Origin of the sequence: Nocardia vinacea, assembly GCF_035920345.1 — a bacterium.
Taxonomy (GTDB): Bacteria; Actinomycetota; Actinomycetes; order Mycobacteriales; family Mycobacteriaceae; genus Nocardia; species Nocardia vinacea_A.
Genome location: NZ_CP109149.1, coordinates 7,824,926 through 7,842,368, shown reverse-complemented (window position 1 = coordinate 7,842,368; position 17,443 = coordinate 7,824,926). Strand labels below are relative to the sequence as shown.

The window sequence follows — 17,443 nt, the reverse complement described above, 5'->3', positions numbered from 1 at the left end:
CTTCTCCTTTGATCGAACTGATCTGATGGAGCAGCTGACGACAAGCAAACGCGAAGATCGTAGACGGCGCGTCCGACGCAAGGCTAATCAGCCCACACACATTCCCCGGGATATGCCCGTCGGGCATAGGTATTGGTCGGGTTGACGGTGATAACGTCACACGCCCGCACAAGTTCTTCCGGTCGATCGTCCAAATGTGCGAGATTCGGCATGATCACCGCTTCCGCCTCCGTCTCGCGGATTACTTTGCGCAATGCCGCGAGAATATGCGTGCCCGCACCCTCCAGCCGCACGATCTCGGCGAGGTCATATCCGTATCGCGTTGCCAACTTACGGATCTGGGCAATGTCCCAGTCCATCGCATCGCCCGACACGTCCTGACGAAGGTATCCGATCGCGGTCGGCGTCGGCCTCATCGACTTGCCTCGTTCCGTCGCGTGCCAGATCCTCTAATGCTCGATCCATACAGGTCAGGAGCAGCTACCGGCGTTGGCGCCCCGCCACCGCACACTGTCGCAGCAAATATAACGCACCGTAGCAATTTCCCCCGCCGAATACAACGGGAACGTATGTTCTCGACACCGAAAGTCGTGCGGTCGAACCGATTCCATTTAAGTTACAAGATCTGCCACTATGAACCGGTGGAGGTGAGGCGGTAGTGATCCAGTTGTGGCCGCCTCGGCGACAGTGGAGGCATTCGGCGGTACGGCCCCGGCGAATCCCACCCGGTGGCGGCTGATTCTCGCCACCCGGGTGGGGCGCCCAGGGAATATCGTGAGGCACTACGCAATTCGCGCGCCATCATCCTCGACCACGCCGAGGCCTTGGTGCGCATGGGCTTGGCGCTCGAACCCCGCTGGGCGGGTATTGACGCTGCCCTACTCGCCAATTCCCTACTGACCGTCGCCGAAATGCTCGGCCGACTAGTAGTCAGCGACCGGCGGCCTTGGCGAGATGTTCCGGATAGCGCGCGCCGGAGAATGCGGTGGCGGGTGCTGCGGCATCGATGCGGGCGAGGTCGTCTGCGGTCAGGGTGATCTCGGCGGCGGCGACATTCTCCTCGAGGTAGGTGCGGCGCTTGGTGCCCGGAATGGGAACCACATCGTCGCCACGGCTCTGCACCCAGGCGAGCGCCAATTGTCCTGCGGTAATACCCTTTTCGGCGGCCAGCTCGCGCAGCGCCGCGACGATGGCGAGGTTGCTGTCGAGGTTGTCCTCGGCGAATCGCGGTAGACGGCGGCGCAAATCGTCGGCGGGCAGATCAGCGGTGGAAGTGATCGCGCCGGTCAGGAAGCCGCGGCCGAGCGGCGAGAAGGGCACGATGCCGATGCCCAGTTCACGACAGGTCGGCAGTACTTCGGCCTCGATATCCCTTGTCCACAGCGACCATTCACTCTGCAGGGCGGTCACCGGATGGACGGCGTGCGCGCCGCGGATGGTCGCCGCCGATGCCTCCGAGATGCCGAGGTAGCGCACCTTGCCCGCCTGCACCAACTCCGACAGCGCGCCCCAGGTCTCCTCGATCGGGACATTCGGATCTACGCGGTGCTGGTAGTAGAGGTCGATATGGTCGACACCGAGCCGGGCCAGCGAAGCGTCACAGCTCTGCTTGACGTATGCGGCGTCGCCACGGGCACCCATACTCCCGTCCTCGCCCCACACGATGCCGAATTTGGTCGCGAGCACAACCCGATCGCGGTGGTCGGCGATGGCCTTGCCGACCAGGCGCTCGTTGGTCTCCGGCCCGTAGACATTTGCGGTGTCGAGCAGCGTCACGCCCAGATCCAGCGCACGGTGGATGGTGGCGATGGATTCGTCGTCGTTATCGCGCACGCCGTAGGCCTGGCTCATGCCCATACAGCCCAGCCCCTGTGCACCAACGGTCAACTGGCCGAGCTTCCTGGTCGGAATCATGCGAGTCTTTCCTCCTTGGTCGACGATTTCGCCATCGACGCTACGATCTGGAGTGCACTCCAAGTCAAGGGCTGAGTTGCGCGGCGAACGATCACCTCGGCGCGATGGGCCGCCATGGGTGCGAGCCAACCCCGTTCGCTGCCGTGTCGGGCAGGCGGGACGTCAACTCGCGAACGCACCCATGACTACCGGCGCAACGAACTGCTCCAACATGACCCGCTCATCGGCCTCGTCACGACCGGGCGCGGTGAGCAGCGACATGATGATACGAGCCAACCAGCGGGCCAGGCGGGAGCGGTCCGGATCGGCGGTCTGCGGCAGCAGCCCGGTGGCAATGGCCTCGATGACCTCGGAGGATTGACCGATCTCATTGGCGATACCCGCATCACCCGCGGTGAACCACGCGATCAGAGTCGGGTCGGCACGGACCTCGCGCAGCGATGCGAGCATGACCGCGACGATGCGCTCGCTCGGATCGGTGATCACGCGAGTCCGCTCGGCGACGGCGGCACCGACCCGACGGGCCTCGCGGTGCACGAACGCGATTCGCAGCACTTGGCGGTTCGGGAAATAGCGATAGAGGGTGGCGCGCGAGCAGCCCGCAGCCTTCGCGACATCACCCATCCCGGTATTCGTGACGCCGCGCTCGACGAACAGCTGCGCGGCCGCATCGAGGATCTGCTCGGCCGCGATATCGGCACGCCTGGGGCGCAACCAATCCCCCGCGCTACCCGGTACGGCCATCATCGGGACACCCGGAAAGGCACACGATCCGGCCAGCGCACATAACTGCCAGGGGCATAACGCACACGATCTATATCGACGACGAAATCCGGGCAGCGCACAAGCAGCTCCTCCAGCGCGACGCACGCGACCATGCGCGCGGCGGCCGCGCCGAGACAGTGATGGTTGCCGTGACTGAAGGTCAGGATCTGTTTGGGCCGCCGCAGCACATCGAGTTCGCTTGCATTGGAACCGAATTCGCGTTCGTCCCGGTTCGCCGAGGCATACAGCAGCAGTACGCGACGTCCGGCCGGAATGGTGGTGTCGTGAATCTCGATGTCGCGCACCATGGTTCGCGCCAAACCCTGCACCGGCGAGGTGAGCCGCAGGAACTCCTCGACCGCATCCGGAATGAGCGCCGGATTCTCGATCAGCAGTCGCCGCTGATCCGGACGCTCGGTCAGCAATTGCACCGCACCGCCGAGATTGCCGGTGGTGGTGTCGTTTCCGCCGGTGATCATGGTGAAGGCGAAGCCGAGAATCGAGATGATGCCCGCATAGTCGCCATCAGCACCGAGGCCGGAAGCCACCAGATGCGAGATCGTATCGTCGGCGGGTTCGGCGCGGCGGCGTTCGATCAAATGGGTGAAGTACTGCATCAATTCGCCGATGGCCTCCTGGGCATCGAGCGGACTGCCGCCTGCGGAGGCAGTCATGATGAGATCGGTCCACTCGTCGAATTTCGGCCGATCCGGTTCCGGCACACCGAGATAATGCGCGACCACCATGCTCGGCAGCGGCTTGAAAAGTTCGACGACGATATCGCCCTCGCCCGCCGCCCGCAGCCGCTCCAACCGCTCGACGACGAACGCGCGCACCTGCGGTTCGACCGAGCGCACCTGTCGCGGCGTGAAACCTTTCATTACCTGTTTGCGGAAGCTGGTGTGATCCGGCGGATCGGTGAAGACGAACGGGCGCGGTTCGGGCAGCCCGATCTCGCCGAGGTCGCGGTAGTCGACGGTCAGGCCGCCCGCCGACGAAAAGGTCGCGACATCCCGCGCCGCCGCGTACACATCCGAATAGCGCGATAGGACGTAGTAGTCGCTCGCCGAATCATCCTGGGGCACAACGTGATGCACGGGGTCGTGCGCGCGCAGTTCGGCATACATCTGCCACGGGTCGCGCCAGGTCTCCGCGGATCTCAATTCGAAATGTGGTCGGTGAGACAACTCTGTCGTCATGATCCGAGAGTAAGACAGAATGCCAGATCTGTCTAGAACGTGTTCTACATCAGCAGAGTTACCACCAGCAACACCGCCACCACGATGAACAGGATTGCCAGCACCGCGGCCATGGCGATGAAGCCGACTCCGGTCGGCGGGAAGTGTCGGCTGGTGCGCGGCTCGGGCGCGGACAAACCGGAGGTCTGCGCCGTCTCGGGTGGGGTCGATCCGGGTGGGACGCCGCCGCCCGGATCGAGATCGGGAGTGCGCCGTGGATCAGGATCCATCGACATGGCGATGCCCTTCATTGCCGGTGATCATTTCCGGGTCCGACGGTTGCCCGGCACGTTTGCGTCGCAACACCACGATGGCAACGATCACCGGTATCACGACGAATACCAATAGAACGTCCGCGCGTTTTCTCGAGCCAATGCCATGGCAAGGACGGCGGTACCGTGGAAGCTGGGCCGAAACGCGGGGAGGCAACGATGGTGCAGTGGGACCGGCCGCCCAGGATGAAGACACCAGATGCGGACGCGCCGTGGAACGAGATCGTGCCACAGCTGTGGATGGGTGGGCATCATTACGGAAATGTCGAGGGCGTGCGGGTGCCCGTGATCGTCGGGACCGAATTCGATGTGGTGATCAGTCTGTTCCAGGCCGAGGGGCACGGTCCGGGACCGGATGTCGAACACCATCACCTCGCCATTCCGGACGCCGCGCTGCACGCCGAGCAACTGGTGGCGGCGCGCGAGTTGGCCGGGATCGCCGCCGCCGCGGTTCGTGCCGAACGCAGCGTCATGGTGCGCTGCCAGTACGGATACAACCGTTCGGGTTTGGTGGTCGCGCAGACGCTGCTGGATCTCGGGCATTCGGTCGATGACGCCATCGCCCTGATTCGGCGGCGGCGTTCCCGCTATGCGCTGAACAACGAGTTCTTCGTGAAGTATCTGACGATCGGGCTCGACGGAACCTGAAATGCCAAGTGCCCCAACCTCATGGTCGGGGCACTGCGGTTTCGGCAACCGATGCGAATCAACGCGGCGCATTGGCCGGGTCGGCAACGGTCGGGTGCGTGCCGTCGCGATGCGCGCGGCGCGCATCCTCGAAGAACTCCCGCGAGAACATTGCCGACAGCACGGCGACACCCGCACGGTGCACCCGGAATTCACTGCGGTTGCTGGTGCCGGTGAGCCGGATGACGCGACCTGCGGCTTCCTGCGGTCGCGCGAAATCCTTCACCCGGCCGCGACCGGTCCAGTGCAGTTCGGTCTGGTCGATGACGGCGTCGTCCGGGACGAGCAGTTTCACCATGGCGTGGTCGAGATCGGCGTGGACAACGATCTCACCGGTGATCTGCGGCGAACGCAGGTCGATCACCACGCTGCCGTAGCGGGCGGTGATGTCGAAGGTGTCGGCGTCGGTCCAGTTGCCGAGGCGCTTGGTGGTCTCGTGGTCGACGTGGATGCGGGCGGCGGTCTTGGCGGTCATTTTTCGATCCTTTCGGGCGGCTTCCGCTGATGAATCAATAGTTGCACAAGAACTAGTTTCTTTGCAACTAGTTCGTAGGTTTCTAGTTGTCGAGACACCACTAGAATGGGCGGTATGACGGCATCGACGCAGTTCAAGCGCTCTCCTCTGGCGATGGCACTGCTCGGCATCCTGCATCTGGAACCGATGCACCCCTATGCGATCCAGCGCCGGATCAAGGAATGGGGCAAGGACAAGGTCGTCAATGTCACCCAGCGCGCCGCGCTCTACAAGACGATCGGCAGGCTGCAGGAGGCCGGACTGGTGACAGTCCGCGAAACCGGCCGCGATCAGCAATATCCGGAGCGGACCGTCTACGAGATCACCGATGCCGGCCGCGCTACCTGCGCGACTTGGCTCGCCGAGATGATCGGCGAACCACGCAACGAGTACCCGGAATTCCCTGCGGCGCTGTCGTTCCTGATGCTGCTCGGACCCGAGGGCGCTCGCACGGAATTGGAGCGGCGGGCAAAGTCGGTGCGCGCCAAGCTCGCCGAGATGGATGCCGATGCGAAACAGGCCGCCGCGATGCAGCTGCCAAGGGTGGTGATGCTGGAAGACGAGTACCAGCGCGCGGTCACCGAGGCCGAATTGCGTTGGCTCGACGCCGTTATCGCCGATCTGGCCGCGGGCACCCTCACCTGGTCCAGGGAATCCCTACTGCCGTACCAGCAGCAGTAACCCACATCATCGGACAACTTCGGCATACGACGCGCAAGACCGAGGAATTGCGCATCGAAACATATTGGCCGCCTTACCTTTTCCAAGGCGAGCGACCGCCACTCGCGCTCGCGACGGACACCGTCGCCTACGGCGTGACCGTTACCGCGACTACCACTACGGCCCTGCGCGAGGTGAATCTCGTCCGACCTGGGGCGTGCACCCACTTCTCCGATAACGAGCAACGCCTGATCGATCTCGAATTCACCAGCGCCGCACCGGATTCCGTGACCATCACGCTGCCGTCGAATCCGGCGCTCGCGCCGCCGGGCTGGTACCTGGTGTTCGTCGTGAACGACCAGGGCGTGCCGTCGACCGGACAGTGGCTGCACCTGAGCTGATTGTGACCGATCACAGTCCCGGGCCGCGGCAACGGTGGCGGTGACTGCCACCTGGTCCGTTGGCGCCATGGGCGACCGCCCGGCCCGTAAGGTACCGATCATGGTTCCCACCGAGATATCCGAGCTGGTCGAGTCGGTCGTGGAGTCGTATCTGCTCGACGGACCGCGCCGCTACAACCGGACCCAGGTCGCCGAACAATCCGGGACCACCACCGACCTGACCAAGCGGCTGTGGATGGCACTCGGCTTCCCAGCCGGTCTCGACGACGCCGCCGTCGACTACGCCGACGCCGATATCGCCGCGGTGCGCAATTTCCGCGCACTCAACGTGCTCGCCTCGGCGGACTCCCGTCAGCAGGCCGCGACCGCACGCACCCTCGGCCAGGGCATGGCACGACTGGCCGAATGGCAGGTCGATGTGGTGCTCGCCGAAATCAGCGCTCGGATGGCCGCCGCCGCGCCCGGCACCGATCCGGCCGAAATCGCGCGCGCCGCCACCGAGGCGGCCATCTCCACGCTCGAACAGCTCAATACCTATGCGTGGCGCCGCCACCTCGCCGCGGCCCTGGCCCGTTCCCTCGATCCGGGCACCACGGCGGGCGAGGCGGTGCGCGAGTTGGCGGTCGGCTTCGCCGATATGGTCGGCTACACCCGGCTCACCAGGCATCTGCACCCCGACGAACTCTCCATGCTGCTGGAGGCATTCGAATCCACCACCACCGCCGCGATCACCGAAAACGGCGGCTGGGTGATCAAGAATGTCGGCGACGAGGTCATGTTCGCGGCCGAGGATCCTTCGGACGCGGCGCGCATCGCACTCGCCATCCAGGAGAGCACGATGATGGTCGGCGGCACGCCGGAGCTGCGGGTCGCCGTGGCATACGGACCGGTGCTGCAACGCTTCGGCGATCTGTACGGCTCGGTGGTCAATATCGCCTCCCGGCTCACCGGCGTCGCCCGACCCGGCACCGTTCTCGTCGATGACGACGCCGCCGCGGCCTTGGACGGCAATCCGGAGTTCGATATCCGCAATCTGCGCAGCGTGCGCGTCCGCGGCTTCAACCGCCTGCGCCCGCACACCCTGCGGCGCCGTGTTTGATTGCAGCGCCTGCGGCGCTGCGGGTTCGCTCGTAAGACTCGCTCCGTTGGGGTTCGGGGTGGCGTGAACGGCGCTCTAAGCTCGTCCGGTGGAGTTCGAGTGGGCCGAGTTGCGGGAGAGCTGCGTTATCGAGGAGGACGCGGCGGTGCTGGCGTTGAACAAACCCGCTGGGATTTCGGTGACCGGGGAGCGGCACGACAGCGATATCGTCGAGGCGGCGGCAGCGGTGGGGGAAACGCTGTATCCGGTGCACCGGATCGACAAGGTGACCTCCGGACTGGTGCTGCTGGCCAAGGAGCTGGGCGCGCACGGGCAGCTGACCAGGCAGTTCAATAAGCAGACGGCCGAGAAGGCCTATCTGGCGATCGTCGAGTCGTCCGGCCTGCCCGATCGCGGCGTCATCGAACTGCCGCTCAGCGTCGGCCGCAAAAACCGCGTGCGAATCGCCGCGCCCCGCGAATCCATTCGCGAGCAGGCCGGTCGCTGGTTCGTCGATGACGCGGATCTCTTGGCCACCAAGAACTATCCGTCGACAACCCAGTTCACAACGGTCCTTCGCACGGAAACCCACGCCGTGCTCGCCGTGCGCCCGATCACCGGCCGCCGCCACCAGATCCGCGTACACCTGGCCTGGATCGGGCACCCCATCGTCGGCGACCCCCTATTCGACAAATCCGCCCGATACGACCGCACCTACCTCCACTCCTGGCAACTCGCCCTCGCCGCCCCCTGGCGCACACCCCCGACCCTCACCCTCCGAGCAACCCCAACCCCCGACTTCTGGCACCCCCTCCACCCCACCCCCGACGCCACCGACCTCCTCCGACACGCCGACAACCTCCTGCGCACCGCCCAATCTCCGCCCCCATCAACCGAATAGCCCTCGCCCCTGCCCAACGTCGCGCGCGAATAGCCCGGCTATTCCATGCGCGACAGGCCATGTCGCGCTCGGCGAATCACCAGACCGGATGTGCCGCGGGCGCGACCCGACCGCAACCTCCGCGGGCCATGCCAGCGCTGCTCACGTTCCTTGCGCGCCGCGCACGGAGTGACCGGGAACTCCGTGCGCGACAGGGTAAATCACCTGCGGCATCACCGGAGCCGATGTGTCGCAGTTGCCGCGATTGGGACCTCTGCAAGCGGCGATCACCGGAGCGGAGGCGCAGTGGCGATGCTGCCGGCGAGCACACCTCCGCGCCGGAATGACCGGGAATTCGATGCGCAGCAAAGTAATTGGTGCACGGTGACCACTCGAAAGCGGGCGAGGACTACGCAGGCCAACTCGGGGAACGCCCGAGGATGGCGACGATCTCGTCGAGCGCGGAGTCACCGGACCAGGCGATGACCGGCCCGAAGGCGGAGCCAGGGGCCAGCCGGGCCGGGCCGCCGGGGACGACCTCGGCCACCGATAATGCGACCGCAAGCAAGTCGTCGTCGAAATGCACTGTGCGGCCGAGGGTTCGGGCGACATCCCAGGAGTGCACGACGTAGTCGATGAAGTGGAAGCTGACCGCCTCGGCTCCGGAGAATTCGAAGGCGCGGGTGAACTCCGGCAGCGGGAAGGACCGGTCGAGCACGCCGTCCTCGGCGAAGGAAGCCAGCACATGATCGGCGGCGGCACGGTAGTCCGCGACCGGGTCATCGCCCAGCGGACGCAGCCGCCACAGCGACAGATCGCCCTCGCCGCGGGAGGCGGCCGCGAAGCCGTAGTGCTGGGTGATCATGTGCGCCAGCAACCCATGCAGCGTCCAGCCCACGCACGGCGTCGGCTTGGTCAGATCGGCGGCGGTCAGATGGGAAACGACTTCGATGCTGGTGCGCACCGCCTGGGCATTGAGGGCGATCAAATCGACCTGTGTCCCCAGTGATTTGAGGGTCTGCAACCCGGCGGCGGTGTCGGAATCGGTGGTCATCGCTTTCCTTTCGATATATCAAAATTTATACGCATCTGCTTATCGTAAGCTCAGGCTTATCATAAGCCAAGCGGTATTTTCTACCCATGCCGGAAAAGCGTCCCGACCTCGCCGCGATGATCGCGCCGCTCGGCCGCGCCCTCGCCATGGCGGAACTGCCCATACTCGAGCGGCACGGCCTGACCATGTGGGGCTATGTGGTCCTGCTCGGACTCGGCGACGAACCCGTCTACACCCAGGCCGCGCTGGCCAAGAAGATCCGCGCGGACAAGACGCGCATCATCGGCACACTCGACGAACTCCAGCAGCGCGGCCTCATCCGGCGCGACCTCGATCCGGCCGACCGGCGCGCACGCCTGATTTCGCTCACCCCGGCCGGTCGAACCACCCGCGACCAGGCACAACGCGATATCCAGGAGCAGGAGAACCGACTGCTGTCCCAGCTCCCAGCCGCCGATCGCAAGTCGTTCCTGCGGTCACTGCAGACGCTGTGGGCATCGGTCGTCGACCCGTCGAGCTGACCCGGTGTGCGTGCGACCACTTCCGACCCGGCGGCCTTCTACCGGTGGCCAGCCTCATGGCGACGCGGAACCCGCAGGTCATCTAGCCTGTAGACGTGCCGGCACACGATGCCGACACCCTCTGACGCAATGGAGCGATCCCCCAGAGAAAGCGAACGCCGATGATCCTGGTGGCTCAGGTCAGCGATACCCATTTCGATCTCGGCACCCGCAATGCCGAACGGGTCGAGCGGGTCATGGCCTATCTCGCCGATCTGCGACGCAGGCCCGATGCCATTCTGGTGACCGGCGATATCACCGATTCGGGTAAGCCCGAGCAGTATGCCGAGGCGCGCGGCGCACTCGACACCGATATCCCCGTCTACGCCCTGCCCGGTAATCACGACGACCGCGCCGCCTTCCGCACGATCCTGCTCGGCGAATCCGCGTCGACCGCGCCGATCAATCACGCACACCGGATCGGCAATTTGACCGTGGCCCTGCTGGATTCGAGCGTCCCCGGCGAATCCGGCGGCCGACTCGCCGAGGAAACCTACGGCTGGCTGCGCGGCGTACTCGCCGCCGCACCCGCCGACGCGCCCGTACTCCTCGCGCTGCACCATCCGCCCGCACATCTGTTCAGTCCGGTCATCGATGAGATCTCGCTGGCCGAGCCCGAAAAATTGGCCGAGGTGGTCGCCGCCGACAAACGCATTGTCGGCGTGATCACCGGACATGCGCACTCCGCCGCCACGACCACCTTCGCGGGCCGCCCGCTACTGATCTCCCCGAGCACCGCCTCTGTACTCGGCGGGGAGTGGGAACTCGAGCTCCCCCATCGCGTGATGGACTACGCGCCGGATCCGGCCATCGCCCTGCACGTCATCGACGAAAATCACCGCATCACAACGCATTTCCGGAGCGTTGCGATGGGCGGCCGGATCGGCGTGCAGCCGCATTAGCGGCGCACCGCCCGCTCGCGGCGGTAGGCGGCCGGTGTCGCGCCGGTCCAGCGCTTGAAGGCGTAGATGAAGGTGGAGGATTCGGCGTAGCCGAGCCGGATGGCCACATCGCTCACCGAAAGTGGTGTGGCGGTGAGCATTTCCTCGGCGAGCGCGCGGCGCACCTCGTCCAGCAGCGCGCGGTAGCTGGTACCCGCGGCATCGAGGTGGCGGCGCAGGGTGCGAGTGCTCATATTGAGATCGCGTGCGACGGAGTCGATTCCACGCGGGGCCGCGAATCCGTCCGCACCGCCGGGCACAAGGAGTTCGCGCACCTCGGCCGCGATACCCGTGCGGGCTCGGCGTCGATCCACCAGATCGCGGCATTGCGCGAGGCACATGGCCCAGGTGTGCTCATTCGCCTGCGGCAGTGGCTGTTCCAGCATTGCCGGATCGATGGTGAACAGGTTGTGCGGCCGCCCGAAACGGGGCTGCACCTGGGTGACCGCCATGATCCGATCGACGTATGTCGGCTCGGGAAAACGGAATTCGGCCCTGGTGAGCGGCAGCTGTTTACCGATCAGATCGCTCATGACCTGATGCATGGCGGTCACATCGCGTTCGACCAGGAACTGGCGCACATCGACCGGAATCGATTCGTCGTGCACCCACGCGATGAATTCGCCCTCCCCCCATTCCGCGACGGGCAGGCAGAAGGTGAAGCTCAGCTCCAGATAGCGCAGCGCGAACGAGATCGCCTCACCGAGCGTCGGACTGCTGACGCAGGCGAAGCCGAAAATGCCGAAAGTGGTGATCCGATACCGGCGACCGATCTCGACACCGAGCGCGGGCATATCGGCGAGTTCGCGGACGAGATTGCGGATGACGGCGAGTTCGGTGCGCGCGTCGATCTGCGCGTCCGGATCGTGCAGCATGGCCTCGGTCAGCCCGGTTCCGGCGAGCATGCGCGTGACGGGCACGCCCTGCTCACCGGCATAGCCGACCATAAGTGCCACGCTGGCGATGCCGCGCGGAAAGTTCCAGTCGCGGATGCCCGGATCCTGTACCCGCTCCACAGCGGACATTATGGCCGAAAATCTCGATAGCACCCGTAGCGACTGCTTGCAGGTCGCTCGAAAGGATCAGCCCCCATACGCGACCAGCAGTCTTAGAGTGGAACTCATCTACAGTGCTGTGAGGAGTGCCACAAATGACAGCTGGCGAACGGCCCTCGGTCATCATCATCGGCGCCGGTTTCGGCGGCGTCGGGATGGCAATCGAATTGCGGCGCAACGGTTTCGACGATATCGCTATCCTGGAGCGCGGCACGGACATCGGCGGGGTCTGGCGGGAGAATACCTACCCCGGCGCAGCTTGTGATGTGCCGTCGCCGCTGTACTCGTTCTCCTACGAGCCCAAGCCGGACTGGCCGCAGCGGTATTCCGGACAGGCCGCGATCCACGACTACCTGCGCGGTGTCGCCCAGCGGCACCGCCTGCTGGAGGCGATCCATTTCGGTGCCGAGGTGACCGACGCCGAATTCGACGACAGTTCCGGCCGCTGGACCGTACGGACCGAGGACGGCACGGCCCGAACCGCCGACGTGCTCATCTCCGCGGTCGGCCAACTGTCCCGGCCCGCCCTGCCGAACATCCCTGGCATCGATACCTTCACCGGTCAGGCGTTCCACTCCGCCGAATGGGATCACGGCGTCGAGTTGGCCGGTAAACGCGTCGCCTGCATCGGCACCGGCGCCAGCGCCATCCAGTACATTCCGGAGATCCAGCCGCAGGTCGAACACCTCACCCTGTTCCAGCGCACAGCGGCCTGGGTGCTGCCCAAATTCGATACCGACTACACCCCGGTCCAGCACAAACTCTTCGCCCGGCTGCCCGGCGCCCTGCTCGTCGAACGCTTCGGCTGGTGGGCCATCGCCGAATTCATCGCGCTCGGCCTTGTCGAGTTCCCGTGGATCGTAGGACTGGTCGCGAAAATCGCGTCGAAACATCTGGAAGTACAGGTCCCGGATCCGGAACTGCGCGCCAAGCTCACCCCCGACTACCCGATCGGCTGTAAGCGCGGCCTGTTCTCCAACAACTACTACCCGGCTCTGCTCGAACCGAATGTGCAGGTCGAGACCACCGCCATCACCGAAATCGTGCCGAACGGCGTGCGCACCGCCGACGGCACGGTGCACGAGGCGGAGGTGATCATCTACGGCACCGGGTTCAAGGGCACCGAATTCCTCTGGCCCATGAATATTTACGGCCGCGCGGGCCGCAAGCTCTCCGATGCCTGGCAGGGCGGCGCGCACGCCTACTGCGGCATTACCGTGCCCGACTTCCCCAATCTGTTCCTGGTCTACGGACCGAATACCAATCTCGGCGTCGGCTCGATCATCTACATGATCGAATCGCAGGCCCGCTATATCCGCCAGGCCGTCCAACTGCTCGCCGACCGTCCCGGCCACGTGCTCGAGGTGCGTCCCGAGGCGGAGGCGCAATTCAATACCGCGGTTCAGCAGCGCCTCGAGCGCACACCGTGGAACTTCTGCTCCAGCTGGTATCGCACCGCTTCGGGCCGGATCACGAACAACTGGCCGGGTCCGCAGCTCGCCTATCGCCGTCGGGTCCGCAAGCTGAAGGCCGCCGATTACGAGCTGACCCGGGTCGTCTAGCGAGCAGAGCGAGCAAATCAACACAGCCTCTTCGAGGTCATGACGGAGCCGAGCGCCAGCGAGGCGCAGTCATGACCTCACGGTCTCCACAGGAAGACCACACGAACTGTCCACAGGATCCTGGCAGACTTGACCCCGTGAGTGATCTGCCCGCCCGCCCCACCGAGCGCGGACCGCTGCGCCCGATCGAATTGGCGGTGGGGGCGGTACTCGGCGGTGCCACCGTCGGCCTGGTCACCGTCGGTGCGCTGATTCCGTTCGCCGCGGCGCTGCAGCTGGTCGCCGCGGTGCCGCTGGCCATGATCGCGCACCGCTATCGGCTGCGCGCCCTGATCACCGCGACCGGATCGGCCGTGCTGGTCTGCTTCGTCGCGGCGGGCATCGTGCCCGCATTCGGCATTCTCAGCTCGGCCACCATCGCGGGCATTATCGGCATCGTCAAACGTCGGCGCGGCAGCTTGCCCGCGGTGCTCGGATTGTCGGTAATCGCCGGTCTCGGCTTCGCGGCCTTCGCCGTCGGATCGCTGTTCGTACTGTCCCGGTCCCGGGATCTACTGTTCAACACCATCCGCAGCACCGCGGAGGGCCTGGAGCGGACGGCGGCGCGGCAGCCCCAGCTCGAACCCCTCGGACGCGGAGTCGCCGACGCCGCGGACGCCGCGATCCGCTGGTGGTGGCTCCTGATCGGCGGTGGTGTGCTGGTGGGCATCGTCGCGACGGCGGTGTTCTCCTGGTTCGTACTCGGCTCGGTACTCGACCGGCTGTCCTGGCTGCCCAGTCGGGACCGGCTCGACGCACAGCCCGACGACCGGGCGATCGCGCCGCTGCCGGTGCGACTGCGCGAGGTCGGCTTCCGCTATCCGGGCGCGCCGGTGGATGCGCTGTCCGGTATCGATCTCACGGTCGATACCGGCGAATTCGTGGCCATTGTCGGCCACAACGGATCGGGCAAATCGACACTGACCCGGCTGCTCGCGGGACATCCGCCGTCCACCGGCAGTGTGGACCGGCCGGGCGCCGCAGGCCTCGGCCATCTGGGTGGCACCGCGCTGGTGCTGCAGCGGCCGGAGAGTCAAACGCTCGGTGTGCTCGTCGCCGACGATGTGGTGTGGGGTCTGTCCACCGAACTCGCCGCCGCGGTCGATATCGATGGTCTGCTGCGCGAGGTCGGCCTGGACGGCATGGGCGATCGCGAGACCGCGACGCTTTCGGGCGGCCAGCAGCAGCGGCTGGCGGTGGCTGCGGCATTGGCCCGCCGCCCCGCGCTGCTTATTGCCGACGAGGCCACCTCGATGATCGATCCGGACGGTCGCCGCGATCTCGTCGCACTCCTGGCCGAACTGCCCAAACGCCATCCGATGGCGGTGGTGCTGGTAACCCATCACGAGGCCGATGCCGCCGCCGCCGACCGGGTGGTGCATCTGGCCGGTGGCCGGACCGTGGAACGGCTGCCTGCCTGGCCGCGACCGGCCGGCGAGATCCGGCGTCGGCCGATGGGCGAAACCATCCTGCAGCTGAGCGAGGTCCGCCACACCTATAACCACGGAACACCGTGGGCCGCACCGGCTTTGCACGGCGTCGACCTGACAGTGCGGCGCGGCGAGGCGCTACTCGTGGTGGGCGGCAATGGATCCGGAAAATCGACATTGGCCTGGATCATGGCCGGATTGATCGAACCCAGTTCCGGCCGTTGCGAATTGGGCGGTAAGCCGATCGCGAAGCAGATCGGCCGGGTGGAATTGGCGTTCCAGCACTCCCGGCTACAGCTGCAGAAGCAGACGGTCGGCGACGAAATCGCGGACTGGGGCGGACGTGCCACCGGATCCGGTGCGGTCGGACGCGCACTGGATGCGGTCGGTCTGGATCGCGCACTGGCCGCGCGCTCCATCGAGGAACTCAGCGGCGGCCAAGCCAAGCGCGTGGTGCTCGCGGCCATTGTGGCCAGCCACGCGCCGGTCGTCGTGCTCGACGAACCGCTGGCCGGATTGGATCCGCACGGTCGCGCCGAAATCGTGGAACTGCTTGCCCGCCTGCGCGATTCCGGCCTCACCCTGATCGTCATCTCACATGACGTGCACGATATGGCCGCGGTCTGCGACCGGACCGTACACCTCGAGTCCGGACGCATTCTGGAGACCGATCCGATCCGCGATACCGCGAATGTGCCCGCACACCAGCTGGATTCCTGCACGGCAATGCCGGGAACGCGCCCAGGCGATCCGGCCTGGCGACTCGGGAACGGAGGTCGGTAATGAGTACGGTGCTGTTCCGCGAAGTGCCGGTTTCCAGTCCGGTGCACAGCCTCTGGGCCGGAACCAAGATTATCGGAGCGTTCCTGATCAGTGTGGTGCTGATGTTCCTGCCGTCCTGGCCGGTACTCGGCTTGATGGTCGTATTCCTGATCGCGATCGGGGTGATGGCCCGACTGCCGCTGAGCACACTGCCGCGCCTGCCGTGGTGGTTCTGGGCGGCGATCGGCATCGGCGCTCTGCTCAATGTGCCGGTGGGCAGCGAATCCGTGCTGCGCTACACCAATGTCACCGTCTTCGGCCTGATCCTGCTGGCCTCCTCGTTCCTGATCGCCTGGACCACCCCGATGGGCGATATCGCCCCCGCACTGGCCAAACTCGGCGCCCCACTGCGCAGATTCCGCGTGCCCGTGGACGAATGGGCCGTGGTCATCGCGCTGACCTTGCGCGGACTGCCGCTGCTGATGGACGAAATCCGGGTACTGCGGGCGGCGCGCCGACTGCGCCCGAAGGATGGCCTGCTCACTCGCGCCGCCGATAATCCGCTCGTCGATATCCTCACCGCCGCGATGGCGGTATCCAGCCGCCGGGCAACCGAACTGGGCGAGGCCATCTCCGCGCGCGGCGGCACCGGCCAGCTCACCGCCCGCCCGAGCGCCCCCGGACGCAATGACGCGATCGCCCTGACGATTGTCATCGCGGTCTGCCTCGGCGCGGTCGTCCTCGATCTGCTCGCCTGATCGGCGATACTGGCCCCTGTGCCGGACCAAGACGACGATGTACCTGCCTGGCAACGCAAGACGGAGGGTGAATCGCGGTGGGCCGCGACGCTCGCCGTGCTGGTGATCGTGGTGTTGCAGGTCGTGCCGAAGGAACTCCGGCAGCAGCCCGCCTGGCTGGTACTGCCCGTACTCGAGGTCTTGTTGCTCGGTGTGCTGGTGGCGGCGAATCCGTTCCGACTCAACCGGGAAGAGCGCTGGCTGCGCAACGGCGGCCTCCTGCTGACCGGGTTGTTGAGTCTGGCCACCGCGGTTTCGGCGGGTCGTCTGGTCTTCCAACTGATCAACGGCACCCTCAGCGATCCCGTGCAACTGCTCGTCTCGGGCGGTGCGGTCTGGTTGACCAATGTGGTGGTGTTCGGACTCTGGTACTGGGAGTCCGATCGCGGCGGCCCCGCGGCCCGCGCGCATGCGCGAAAGCCGTTGCCGGACTTCCTGTTCGTGCAGATGCAGAGTCCGGACCTGACCGAACCCGAATGGGAGCCACAGTTCCTGGACTATTTGTATCTGGCGTTCACCAATGCGACGGCGTTCAGCCCGACCGACGTGATGCCGATGTCGCGGTGGGCGAAGGCGACGATGATGCTGCAGTCGGCGATCTCACTGGTGCTGGTGATCTTGGTGATCGCCCGCGCGATCAATGTCCTCCAGCAGCCGGGGTCCTGATCGGATAGCGAAGAGCTATAACAAGATTCGTCATGTGAGCAATATCGAATACCCCGAAAAGCATTCCTCTAAACCTTTTATACACGGTACTGTGTCCTCGGAGTGCGTTCTCTAGATCACATCGTGGCTCTGCACAGCGTCGGGGGGGGAGGATTTTTCGTGTGCGGA

At 65.6% G+C, this 17,443-nt stretch carries 19 protein-coding genes; 11 read left to right on the top strand and 8 right to left on the bottom strand.

Annotated elements, in window-relative coordinates:
* Positions 1-83: 83 nt before the first annotated feature.
* The 5 genes from OIE68_RS35690 to OIE68_RS35670 all read right to left on the bottom strand — a co-directional run bounded on the left by OIE68_RS35690 (position 84) and on the right by OIE68_RS35670 (position 4,168).
* Entirely contained in the window at positions 84-416 is a 333-nt protein-coding gene (locus tag OIE68_RS35690) for a hypothetical protein (RefSeq protein ID WP_327095340.1), read from the bottom strand.
* A gap of 514 nt (positions 417-930) precedes the next feature.
* Positions 931-1,914 (bottom strand): aldo/keto reductase, encoded by a 984-nt coding sequence (locus OIE68_RS35685; protein WP_327095339.1) that lies wholly within the window; start codon positions 1,912-1,914, stop codon positions 931-933.
* Between the two features lie 162 nt (positions 1,915-2,076).
* Positions 2,077-2,661, bottom strand: a complete 585-nt coding sequence (locus OIE68_RS35680) for a helix-turn-helix domain-containing protein (RefSeq protein ID WP_327095338.1) — start codon at positions 2,659-2,661, stop codon at positions 2,077-2,079.
* Positions 2,658-3,878 carry a cytochrome P450 gene (locus tag OIE68_RS35675; RefSeq protein ID WP_327095337.1) on the bottom strand — a complete coding sequence of 407 codons (1,221 nt, stop codon included), beginning with the start codon at positions 3,876-3,878 and terminating at the stop codon, positions 2,658-2,660. Before OIE68_RS35675 ends, OIE68_RS35680 begins: the two co-directional genes overlap by 4 nt.
* Positions 3,879-3,922: 44 nt before the next feature.
* Complete coding sequence (locus tag OIE68_RS35670) at positions 3,923-4,168, bottom strand: DUF6480 family protein (protein ID WP_327095336.1); 246 nt, start codon at positions 4,166-4,168, stop codon at positions 3,923-3,925.
* Between the two features lie 180 nt (positions 4,169-4,348).
* Between OIE68_RS35670 and OIE68_RS35665 the strand changes: the two genes are divergently transcribed.
* Entirely contained in the window at positions 4,349-4,837 is a 489-nt protein-coding gene (locus tag OIE68_RS35665; protein ID WP_327095335.1) for a hypothetical protein, read from the top strand.
* Positions 4,838-4,895: 58 nt separating this feature from the next.
* Here OIE68_RS35665 and OIE68_RS35660 read toward each other — a convergent pair whose 3' ends face one another.
* The gene (locus OIE68_RS35660; RefSeq protein WP_327095334.1) at positions 4,896-5,351 is read right to left on the bottom strand and encodes a hypothetical protein; all 456 of its coding nucleotides are present in this window, start codon (positions 5,349-5,351) and stop codon (positions 4,896-4,898) included.
* Positions 5,352-5,465: 114 nt separating this feature from the next.
* Between OIE68_RS35660 and OIE68_RS35655 the strand changes: the two genes are divergently transcribed.
* The 4 genes from OIE68_RS35655 to OIE68_RS35640 all read left to right on the top strand — a co-directional run bounded on the left by OIE68_RS35655 (position 5,466) and on the right by OIE68_RS35640 (position 8,430).
* A complete protein-coding gene (locus OIE68_RS35655; RefSeq protein ID WP_327095333.1) occupies positions 5,466-6,071 on the top strand; it encodes a PadR family transcriptional regulator in 606 nt (201 codons plus the stop codon).
* Between the two features lie 47 nt (positions 6,072-6,118).
* A complete protein-coding gene (locus tag OIE68_RS35650) occupies positions 6,119-6,451 on the top strand; it encodes a galactose oxidase early set domain-containing protein (RefSeq protein ID WP_327095332.1) in 333 nt (110 codons plus the stop codon).
* A 100-nt stretch (positions 6,452-6,551) separates the two neighbouring features.
* Complete coding sequence (locus OIE68_RS35645; RefSeq protein WP_327095331.1) at positions 6,552-7,550, top strand: adenylate/guanylate cyclase domain-containing protein; 999 nt, start codon at positions 6,552-6,554, stop codon at positions 7,548-7,550.
* An 88-nt stretch (positions 7,551-7,638) separates the two neighbouring features.
* Positions 7,639-8,430, top strand: coding sequence for an RNA pseudouridine synthase (locus OIE68_RS35640; RefSeq protein WP_327095330.1), 792 nt, complete (start codon positions 7,639-7,641; stop codon positions 8,428-8,430).
* A gap of 388 nt (positions 8,431-8,818) precedes the next feature.
* Here OIE68_RS35640 and OIE68_RS35635 read toward each other — a convergent pair whose 3' ends face one another.
* Complete coding sequence (locus OIE68_RS35635; protein WP_327095329.1) at positions 8,819-9,463, bottom strand: TIGR03086 family metal-binding protein; 645 nt, start codon at positions 9,461-9,463, stop codon at positions 8,819-8,821.
* 86 nt (positions 9,464-9,549) lie between these two features.
* Here OIE68_RS35635 and OIE68_RS35630 point away from each other — a divergent pair, with 86 nt between their 5' ends.
* Both OIE68_RS35630 and OIE68_RS35625 read left to right on the top strand, forming a co-directional pair.
* A complete protein-coding gene (locus OIE68_RS35630; RefSeq protein WP_327095328.1) occupies positions 9,550-9,984 on the top strand; it encodes a MarR family winged helix-turn-helix transcriptional regulator in 435 nt (144 codons plus the stop codon).
* Positions 9,985-10,145: 161 nt separating this feature from the next.
* Positions 10,146-10,925 (top strand): metallophosphoesterase, encoded by a 780-nt coding sequence (locus tag OIE68_RS35625; protein WP_327095327.1) that lies wholly within the window; start codon positions 10,146-10,148, stop codon positions 10,923-10,925.
* Here OIE68_RS35625 and OIE68_RS35620 read toward each other — a convergent pair.
* The gene (locus tag OIE68_RS35620; RefSeq protein WP_327095326.1) at positions 10,922-11,989 is read right to left on the bottom strand and encodes an AraC family transcriptional regulator; all 1,068 of its coding nucleotides are present in this window, start codon (positions 11,987-11,989) and stop codon (positions 10,922-10,924) included. The genes OIE68_RS35625 and OIE68_RS35620 overlap by 4 nt on opposite strands.
* 125 nt (positions 11,990-12,114) lie before the next feature.
* On the opposite strand from OIE68_RS35620, the gene OIE68_RS35615 reads away from it, so the two are divergent.
* The 4 genes from OIE68_RS35615 (at position 12,115) to OIE68_RS35600 (ending at position 17,275) form a co-directional block, all read left to right on the top strand.
* Positions 12,115-13,581 carry an NAD(P)/FAD-dependent oxidoreductase gene (locus tag OIE68_RS35615; RefSeq protein ID WP_327095325.1) on the top strand — a complete coding sequence of 489 codons (1,467 nt, stop codon included), beginning with the start codon at positions 12,115-12,117 and terminating at the stop codon, positions 13,579-13,581.
* Positions 13,582-13,718: 137 nt separating this feature from the next.
* Positions 13,719-15,833 carry an ATP-binding cassette domain-containing protein gene (locus OIE68_RS35610; RefSeq protein WP_327095324.1) on the top strand — a complete coding sequence of 705 codons (2,115 nt, stop codon included), beginning with the start codon at positions 13,719-13,721 and terminating at the stop codon, positions 15,831-15,833.
* Positions 15,833-16,570: an energy-coupling factor transporter transmembrane protein EcfT gene (locus OIE68_RS35605; RefSeq protein WP_327095323.1), complete on the top strand. Its 738-nt coding sequence runs from the start codon at positions 15,833-15,835 to the stop codon at positions 16,568-16,570. Before OIE68_RS35610 ends, OIE68_RS35605 begins: the two co-directional genes overlap by 1 nt.
* An 18-nt stretch (positions 16,571-16,588) precedes the next feature.
* Positions 16,589-17,275 carry a hypothetical protein gene (locus OIE68_RS35600; protein WP_327095322.1) on the top strand — a complete coding sequence of 229 codons (687 nt, stop codon included), beginning with the start codon at positions 16,589-16,591 and terminating at the stop codon, positions 17,273-17,275.
* Positions 17,276-17,443 lie beyond the last annotated feature (168 nt).